Origin of the sequence: Streptomyces sp. NPDC017095, from assembly GCF_044332325.1 — a bacterium.
In the GTDB taxonomy this organism is placed as follows: domain Bacteria; phylum Actinomycetota; class Actinomycetes; order Streptomycetales; family Streptomycetaceae; genus Streptomyces.
The window spans coordinates 48567-57057 of record NZ_JBIROU010000004.1 but is presented as its reverse complement, the minus strand read 5'-3'; the positions used below and the strand labels follow the sequence as shown (position 1 = coordinate 57057).

7 protein-coding genes are annotated in these 8491 nt (G+C 73.9%); 6 read left to right on the top strand and 1 reads right to left on the bottom strand.

Translation table 11 applies throughout. The annotated features are described in order from the left end of the window. Positions 1-257: 257 nt before the first annotated feature. The 4 genes from hutU to hutI all read left to right on the top strand — a co-directional run bounded on the left by hutU (position 258) and on the right by hutI (position 5726). The gene (gene hutU / locus ACH4OA_RS09420) at positions 258-1922 is read left to right on the top strand and encodes a urocanate hydratase (RefSeq protein WP_397938027.1); all 1665 of its coding nucleotides are present in this window, start codon (positions 258-260) and stop codon (positions 1920-1922) included. Positions 1923-1996: 74 nt separating this feature from the next. Beyond that, a complete protein-coding gene (locus tag ACH4OA_RS09415) occupies positions 1997-3199 on the top strand; it encodes an allantoate amidohydrolase (RefSeq protein ID WP_397968747.1) in 1203 nt (400 codons plus the stop codon). After that, positions 3196-4533 carry a formimidoylglutamate deiminase gene (locus ACH4OA_RS09410; protein ID WP_397938029.1) on the top strand — a complete coding sequence of 446 codons (1338 nt, stop codon included), beginning with the start codon at positions 3196-3198 and terminating at the stop codon, positions 4531-4533. Before ACH4OA_RS09415 ends, ACH4OA_RS09410 begins: the two co-directional genes overlap by 4 nt. 20 nt (positions 4534-4553) lie before the next feature. Beyond that, positions 4554-5726, top strand: coding sequence for an imidazolonepropionase (gene hutI, locus ACH4OA_RS09405; protein ID WP_397968404.1), 1173 nt, complete (start codon positions 4554-4556; stop codon positions 5724-5726). Between the two features lie 172 nt (positions 5727-5898). Here hutI and ACH4OA_RS09400 read toward each other — a convergent pair whose 3' ends face one another. Next, entirely contained in the window at positions 5899-6807 is a 909-nt protein-coding gene (locus tag ACH4OA_RS09400) for an RNA polymerase sigma factor SigF (RefSeq protein ID WP_397968403.1), read from the bottom strand. Positions 6808-7041: 234 nt separating this feature from the next. On the opposite strand from ACH4OA_RS09400, the gene ACH4OA_RS09395 reads away from it, so the two are divergent. Together ACH4OA_RS09395 and ACH4OA_RS09390 are read left to right on the top strand one after the other, a co-directional pair. After that, the gene (locus ACH4OA_RS09395) at positions 7042-7419 is read left to right on the top strand and encodes an STAS domain-containing protein (RefSeq protein WP_397938035.1); all 378 of its coding nucleotides are present in this window, start codon (positions 7042-7044) and stop codon (positions 7417-7419) included. A 417-nt stretch (positions 7420-7836) separates the two neighbouring features. Next, positions 7837-8442, top strand: coding sequence for an ATP-binding protein (locus ACH4OA_RS09390; RefSeq protein WP_365880612.1), 606 nt, complete (start codon positions 7837-7839; stop codon positions 8440-8442). Positions 8443-8491: the final 49 nt, after the last annotated feature.

Below are 8491 nucleotides of genomic sequence, written 5' to 3'. Positions count from 1 at the left end.
CAGGGCGGCAACCCGCGCCCATCCGGTGCAGGCCGCCAGGGCGCCTCCCTCGGGCGGGGCCGCCAGCGCGGCGCCCCGCCCCCGTCCGGCGCGCAGCCGTACACACGCCGCCGTATTCGGCCACCCACCCGCGTCGTACGCGGTGATCCGCCGCGCCCCCGTGGCCGGCGTGGGCGCCGACAGGGCCGGCGGATGTATTGACTAGGTCTATTCAGATCGACAGGATGTGAATAGACCTAGGCACAAGGAGGCAGACGATGTCGGGACCCCGCCCCGTACGAGCACCGCGCGGCACGGAACTCAGCACCCTGGGATGGCAGCAGGAGGCCGCCCTGCGCATGCTGCAGAACAACCTCGACCCCGAGGTCGCCGAGCACCCCGACAAGCTGGTGGTCTACGGCGGCACCGGCAAGGCCGCCCGCGACTGGCGCTCCTTCGACGCGATGGTCCGTACCCTGCGGACCCTGAAGCAGGACGAGACCATGCTCGTCCAGTCCGGCCGCCCGGTCGGCGTGATGCAGACCCACGAGTGGGCCCCGCGCGTCCTCATCGCCAACTCCAACCTGGTCGGCGACTGGGCCACCTGGGAGGAGTTCCGCCGCCTGGAGGCCCTCGGCCTGACCATGTACGGCCAGATGACCGCCGGCTCCTGGATCTACATCGGCACCCAGGGCATCCTCCAGGGCACCTACGAGACCTTCGCCGCCGTCGCCGCGAAGAAGTTCGGCGGCACCCTCGCCGGCACCATCACGCTCACCGCCGGCCTCGGCGGCATGGGCGGCGCCCAGCCCCTCGCCGTCACCATGAACGACGGCGTCGCCCTCTGCGTCGACTGCGACCCGCGCGCCATCGAGCGGCGCATCGAGCACCGGTACCTCGACGTCCGGGCCGACAGCCTGGAGCACGCCCTGCGCCTGGCGGTGGAGGCCCGCGACGCCCGCCGCCCGCTGTCCATCGGCGTCCTCGGCAACGCGGCCGAGCTGGTCCCGCAGCTCCTCGCGATGAACGCCCCCATCGACATCGTCACCGACCAGACCTCCGCCCACGACCCGCTGTCCTACCTCCCGGTGGGCGTCGCCTTCGAGGACATGGCCGACGAGGCCGCGAAGGACCCGGCCGGCTTCACCACCCGCGCGCGCGAGTCCATGGCGCGGCACGTGGAGGCCATGGTCGGCTTCCTGGACGCCGGTGCCGAGGTCTTCGACTACGGCAACTCCATCCGCGGCGAGGCCCGGCTCGCCGGGTACGACCGCGCGTTCGCCTTCCCGGGCTTCGTCCCCGCCTACATCCGCCCGCTCTTCTGCGAGGGCAAGGGCCCCTTCCGCTGGGCGGCGCTCTCCGGCGACCCGGCCGACATCGCCAAGACCGACAAGGCGATCCTGGAGCTGTTCCCGGAGAACGAGTCCCTGGCCCGCTGGATCAGGCTGGCCGGCGAGCGGGTCCGCTTCCAGGGCCTGCCCGCGCGCATCTGCTGGCTCGGCTACGGCGAGCGGGACAAGGCCGGCGAGCGGTTCAACGACATGGTGGCGAGCGGCGAGCTGGCCGCACCGCTGGCCATCGGACGCGACCACCTGGACTGCGGGTCCGTCGCCTCGCCGTACCGCGAGACCGAGGCCATGCGCGACGGGTCCGACGCGATCGCCGACTGGCCGCTGCTGAACGCCATGGTCAACGTGGCCTCGGGCGCGTCCTGGGTCTCCCTCCACCACGGTGGCGGGGTGGGCATGGGCCGGTCCATCCACGCCGGCCAGGTGACCGTGGCCGACGGCACGAAGCTGGCCGGCGAGAAGATCCGCCGGGTCCTCACCAACGACCCCGGCATGGGCGTCATCCGGCACGTGGACGCCGGGTACGACAGCGCGGAGTCGGTGGCCGAGGAACGCGGCGTCCGGGTGCCCATGCGCGAGGGTGACGACGCGTGAACCCGGAACAGACCGGACCCGGCGGCGGCCTCCCGGCCGGGTCCGCCGCCCCCCGCGTGCCCTCCTTCCAGGAGATGTGGCGCGAGCTGCTGCCCATCGGCCGGCACCCCGGCTCCGGCGGCTACCGGCGCTACGCCTGGACCGGTGCCGACGCCGAGTGCCGGGCCTGGTTCCGGGAGCAGGCCGAGCGGCGCGGGCTGACGTACGAGGTGGACCGCAACGGCAACCAGTGGGCCTGGCTCGGCGACCCCGCCGCCGGGGACGCCGTGGTCACCGGCTCGCACCTGGACTCCGTGCCCGACGGGGGCGCCTTCGACGGACCCCTCGGCGTCGTCTCCTCCTTCGCCGCGCTGGACGAACTGCGCGGCAGGGGAGCGCGGTTCGCGAAGCCGTTCGCCGTCGTCAACTTCGGCGACGAGGAAGGGGCCCGGTTCGGACTGGCCTGCGCCGGCTCCCGGCTCACCGCCGGACGGCTGACCGCCGAACAGGCCCACCGGCTCACCGACGGCGACGGCATCACCCTGCCCCGCGCCATGGAGGCCGCCGGCTACGACCCGGAGGCCATCGGACCCGACCCCGAGCGGCTGGCCCTGATCGGCGCCTTCGTCGAGCTGCACGTCGAACAGGGCCGCGCGCTGGACCTGTCCGGCGACCGGGTGGGCGTCGCCAGCGCCATCTGGCCGCACGGGCGCTGGCGGTTCGACTTCCGGGGCGAGGCCAACCACGCCGGCACCACCCGCCTCGTGGACCGGCGCGACCCGATGCCGCCGTACGCCGAGACCGTGCTCGCCGCCCGCCGCGAGGCCGAGCGCGCCGGTGCCGTCGCCACCTTCGGCAAGATCTCCGTCGAGCCGAACGGCGTCAACGCGATCCCCTCGCTGGTGCGCGGCTGGCTCGACTCCCGCGCCGCCGACCAGGAGACCCTGGACACGGTCGTGGGCGGCGTGGAGAAGGCCGCGCGCGCCTACGCCGACGCCCACGGCGTCGGCCTGGACGTCGTACGGGAGTCCTTCACGCCCGTCGTGGAGTTCGACCACGCGCTGCGCGACGAACTCGGCCGGATCCTCGGCGCGGCCACCGGCCTGAAGGTGCCCGTCCTCGGCACCGGGGCCGGACACGACGCCGGAATCCTCTCCGGGAGCGTCCCGACCGCCATGCTGTTCGTGCGCAACCCCACCGGTGTCTCGCACTCCCCGGCCGAGTCCGCCGCCGAGGACGACTGCGTGGCCGGGGTGCGCGCACTCGCCGACGTACTGGAAGGACTGGCCTGCCGGTGACCCACGCAACCTACTGGCTGGAACACGCCTGGCTCGGCACGCACGTCGAGCCGGGCGTCGTCGTCGAGGCCGCGGACGGCCGGATCGGCGCCGTCCGCACCGCGGTGCCCGCCCCGCCGCCCGGCGCCGAGGTGCTGCGCGGACTGACCCTGCCGGGGCTCGCCAACGCCCACAGCCACGCCTTCCACCGGGCGCTGCGCGGCACCGTCCAGGTCGGCAGCGGCACCTTCTGGACCTGGCGCGAGGTGATGTACTCCGTCGCCGACCGGCTGACCCCGGAGACCTACCACGCCCTGGCCCGCGCGGTGTACGCCGAGATGGCCCTCGCCGGGATCACCTGTGTCGGCGAGTTCCACTACGTGCACCACGCGCCCGGCGGCACCCCCTACGCCGACCCCAACGCCATGGGCGAGGCGCTGATCGCGGCCGCCGCCGAGGCCGGCATCCGGATCACCCTCCTCGACACCTGCTATCTCTCCGCCGGCTTCGGCGAACCGCCGGACCCCCACCAGCTGCGCTTCTCCGACGGCAGCGCGGACGCCTGGGCCGAACGCTGCGCGGTGCTCAAGGAGCGGGAGCACGCGAGGATCGGGGCGGCCGTCCACTCCGTGCGGGCCGTGCCCGCGGCGCAGCTGGGGACCGTGGCCGGCTGGGCCCGGCAGCGGCGGGCCCCGCTGCACGTGCACCTGTCGGAGCAGACCGCCGAGAACGACGCCTGCCGCGCCGCGCACGGCCGCACCCCCACCCGCCTGCTCGCCGACCACGGAGTCCTCGGGCCGCGCACCACCGCGGTGCACAGCACCCACCTCACCGACGAGGACATCGCCCTGCTCGGCGGCTCCGGCACCGGCACCTGCATGTGCCCGACCACCGAACGGGACCTGGCCGACGGCATCGGCCCGGCCGCCGCCCTCCAGCGGGCCGGCTCCCCGCTGTCCCTCGGCTCCGACAGCCACGCCGTCATCGACCTGCTCGAAGAGGCCCGCGCCATGGAGCTGGACGAGCGGCTGCGCACCCGCACCCGGGGCCACTGGACGGCCGCCGCCCTGCTGCGGGCCGCCACCGCCGACGGCCATGCCGCCCTCGGCTGGGACGACGCCGGCACCCTCGCGCCCGGCGCGCTCGCCGACCTGACGACGATCGCCCTGGACTCGGTCAGGACAGCCGGGCCGCTGCCCGCGCTGGGCGCCGAGACCGCCGTATTCGCGGCGACGGCGGCCGACGTACGGCACACGGTCGTGGGCGGCCGGCACGTCGTACGCGACGGTGCGCACACGCGCGTGCCCGACGTGCCGCGGGCCCTGGCCCAAGCCGTCGCGGCCCTCCGCTCCTGACGACCACCCACGAGGACACCATGAGCAGCACCGCCATCACGCACATCGCCACGCTGGTCACCAACGACCCCTCCCTCGGCGACAACTCCCCGCTCGGTCTGATCCAGGACGCGGCCGTCGTCATCGACGGCGACCGCGTCGTGTGGACCGGTGAGTCAAGCAAAGCACCCGCCACCGACAACCGGGTCGACGCGGGCGGCCGGGCGGTGCTGCCGGGCTTCGTGGACTCCCACTCCCACCTGGTCTTCGCCGGTGACCGGACGCAGGAGTTCAACGCCCGCATGTCCGGCCGCTCCTACACCGCGGGCGGCATCCGCACCACGGTCGCGGCCACCCGTGCCGCGAGCGACGCGGAACTGGAGGCCAACCTCACCCGGTACCTCGCCGAGGCCCTGCGCCAGGGCACGACCACGTGCGAGACCAAGTCGGGCTACGGCCTCACCGTCGAGGACGAGGCCCGCGCCCTGCGCCTGGCCGCGCGGCACACCGAGGAGGTGACCTACCTCGGCGCGCACATCGTCAGCCCCGACCTCGCCGACGACCCGGCGGCCTATGTCGCCCTGGTCACCGGCGCGATGCTGGACGCCTGCGCGCCGCACGCCCGCTGGATCGACGTCTTCTGCGAGAAGGGCGCCTTCGACGGCGACCAGGCCCGCGCCATCCTCACGGCCGGCCAGGCCAGGGGGCTGCACCCGCGCGTCCACGCCAACCAGCTCTCCCACGGCCCCGGTGTGCAGCTGGCCGTCGAACTGGACGCGGCCAGCGCCGACCACTGCACCCACCTCACCGACGCGGACGTGGACGCCCTGGCGCACAGCCGTACGGTCGCCACCCTCCTGCCCGGCGCCGAGTTCTCCACCCGCGCCGAGTGGCCGGACGCCCGGCGCCTGCTGGACGCGGGCGTGACGGTCGCCCTGTCCACCGACTGCAACCCGGGTTCGTCGTTCACCTCGTCGGTGCCGTTCTGCATCGCCCTGGCCGTCCGCGACATGCGGATGACCCCGGACGAGGCGGTCTGGTCGGCCACGGCGGGCGGGGTCGCCGCCCTGCGCCGCACCGACATCGGCCGGCTCACTCCGGGCGCCCGGGCCGACCTTCTCGTGCTCGACGCCCCGAGCCACGTCCACCTGGCCTACCGCCCGGGCGTGCCCCTGGTCGCCCAGGTGTGGCGCGCCGGGGTCCGGGTGGTCTGAGCGGCGCCGTCGGTCCCGGGCCGTCCGCGCCGCATGGCGGCTCGGAGGCCGGGTACCCGTGAACCGGTGGAGTGGGACGCGAAGCGGCCCGGCGTCGGCCGGGCCGCTCTCCGCGAGCCGTCGGGGGCCGTCGGCGCAGCGTCGGTGCACCGCTCGCGCGACCGGACGGAGGTCACTCCTCCACGGTCAGTCCCTTGCGCAGCCGTACCAGCGTCCGCGACAGCAGCCGGGAGACGTGCATCTGGGAGATGCCCAGTTCCTCGCCGATCTCGGACTGGGTCATGTTCGCCACGAAGCGCAGGGACAGGATCCTCCGGTCCCGGGAGGGGAGCCGGGCGATCAGCGGCTTGAGCGACTCGATGTACTCGATGCCCTCGATCCCGTGGTCCTCGTAGCCGATCCGGTCCGCGAGCGCGCCCTCGGAGTCGTCCTCGACGGGCTGGGCGTCCAGCGAGGAGGCCGTGTAGGCGTTCGAGGCGGCCATGCCCTCGACGACCTCCTCGGCGGAGATGCCGAGGCGCTCGGCGAGTTCCCCGGCCGTGGGGGCGCGGTCGAGCTGCTGGGCCAGTTCGTCGCCCGCCTTGGCGAGGTCGAGCCGCAGCTCCTGGAGCCGGCGCGGGACGCGCACGGACCACGAGGTGTCCCGGAAGAACCGCTTGATCTCGCCGATGATGGTCGGCATCGCAAAGGTGGGGAACTCCACGCCGCGGGCCAGCTCGAAGCGGTCGATCGCCTTGATCAGGCCGATGGTGCCGACCTGGATGATGTCCTCCATCGGCTCGCTGCGGGAGCGGAAGCGGGAGGCGGCGAACTTGACCAGCGCGAGGTTCAGCTCGACCAGGGTGTTGCGGACGTACGCGTGCTCGTGCGTCCCTTCCTCCAGTCCCTCCAGGCGTCCGAAGAGGGTCTTGGACAGGGCCCGCGCGTCCACCGGGCCGATCTCGTCGTAAGGGGGGATCTCCGGGAGCCCCGCGCAGGGGTCGAGGAGATCGATGGGATGATCCAGTTCGGCCGGTGGGGGTGTCGACGTCGCGATCGGGGTAGGCGATGCGTCGAGCCGGGGTGACATGGTGTCCTCCATCGTTCTCGGCATACGGCTGCCGAAGCCAGTACGTGCACTGCGGTGTGCGGCGCCTCCGAAGCCGGCGTGTAGAAATGTGTGCCTTACTAGCCCTACCCGCTGTACCGAGCGGGTCGCAAGTGCCTTCTGTTGCGCTATGTCCGTTTCTGCGCGGAAGTTCGGGTGTCGCAGTGCGCAGGGAAGGCGTAATGTTCGAGGGCATCAGCAGCCACGACCTCGGGAGAGAGAGACGGCATGGACCACGGGACGGTCGGCAGCGCACAGTCGGGCCGGCTTCTGGTGGAGGTGCGGGAAGAGGGCTCCAGCGCCGTTGTGACACCGGCGGGTGAGCTTGATCACCACACCGCCGATCTTCTGCGGGAGCCCCTCGACGACCTCCTGGCCAAGGGCTTCTCGCGGCTCGTGGTGGACTGCTCACGCCTGGAGTTCTGCGACTCCACGGGCCTGAACGTCCTGCTCGGCGCCCGTCTCAAGGCGGACGCCGCCGGCGGCGGGGTCCACCTGGCCGCAATGCAGCCGGTGGTCGCGCGCGTGTTCGAGATCACCGGTGCCGAGGCGGTCTTCACCGTCCACGACTCCGTGGAGGCGGCCCTGGCCGACGGTGCCGACTGATCCACCGTCCCTTCCCGCCGGCCCGATCCGGGCACCGGCCCCCGCGGCGTCGCGCGTGTCACGCCGAACACGGGGGTGTTCCCTGGGATCGGCCGGGCAGGAGAGGGCAGAAGAACACAGGAGGCGTCCCGCAGGCCGCCGCCCGCCGGACCTCGCGAGGACCGGCGGACACCACGGACGCGGGACGCCGGCGAACGACCTGGACGGAACGAGCGTCCGGCGGACGGGCGGGAACGGGACCCCGCCCGCCGGACGGACGGCCGGACTCCGGTCGGTGCGACGGGCGGCCGGTGCCCACGGTCCGGCCCCGGCCACACCGGCGGCGGGAGTGCCGGCCGGACCTGATGCCGGACCACGGACCGGACTGTTGACGGACTTTTGAATTCTGAACTGGTGAATCGGTGAGGTGAAGCGCTGATGAGCACCACCCGGCCTTACTCGCCGGGCGACCGCGGCCCGGAGCCCAGCGGCGCTTCCGGGGCGTCCGAGGAAGCCTCGCCGGCTGCCGGCGCGGCCACGGGGGCAGCCGCGCCGTCCGGGGCGTCCGCGCCGTCGGGCCCGGCCGCGCCGTCCGGGTCGTCCGGCCCGGCCGACGGCACCCCGCGGCCCGGTGGGCGGCAGGTGCGCAGACTCCGCCTGGAAGGCGAGAGCGGGGTCGTCCCGCTCGCCCGCGACTTCACCCGCCAGGCGCTGTACGCGTGGGGCTGGCTGCCCGCCGAGGGCGGTGACCAGCGGGCCGCGGCCGAGGACGTGCTGCTCGTCGTCTCCGAACTGGTCACCAACGCCTGCCTGCACGCCGAGGGCCCCGACGAACTCCGGCTCGCCTGCGACAACAAGGTGATCCGGATCGAGGTCTCCGACCGCGGCGCCGGCCAGCCGGCCCCGCGCAATCCGCACCGGGCCGGCCGGCCCGGCGGCCACGGCATGTTCATCGTGCAGCGGCTCTGCCTGGACTGGGGCGTCCTGCGCGTCACCGGTACGCCGGGCAAGACGGTCTGGGCGGAACTGGGCACCCCCGCCTGACGGCACCCCCGCCTGACGGCACCCCCGCCTGACGGCACCCCGGAACGCT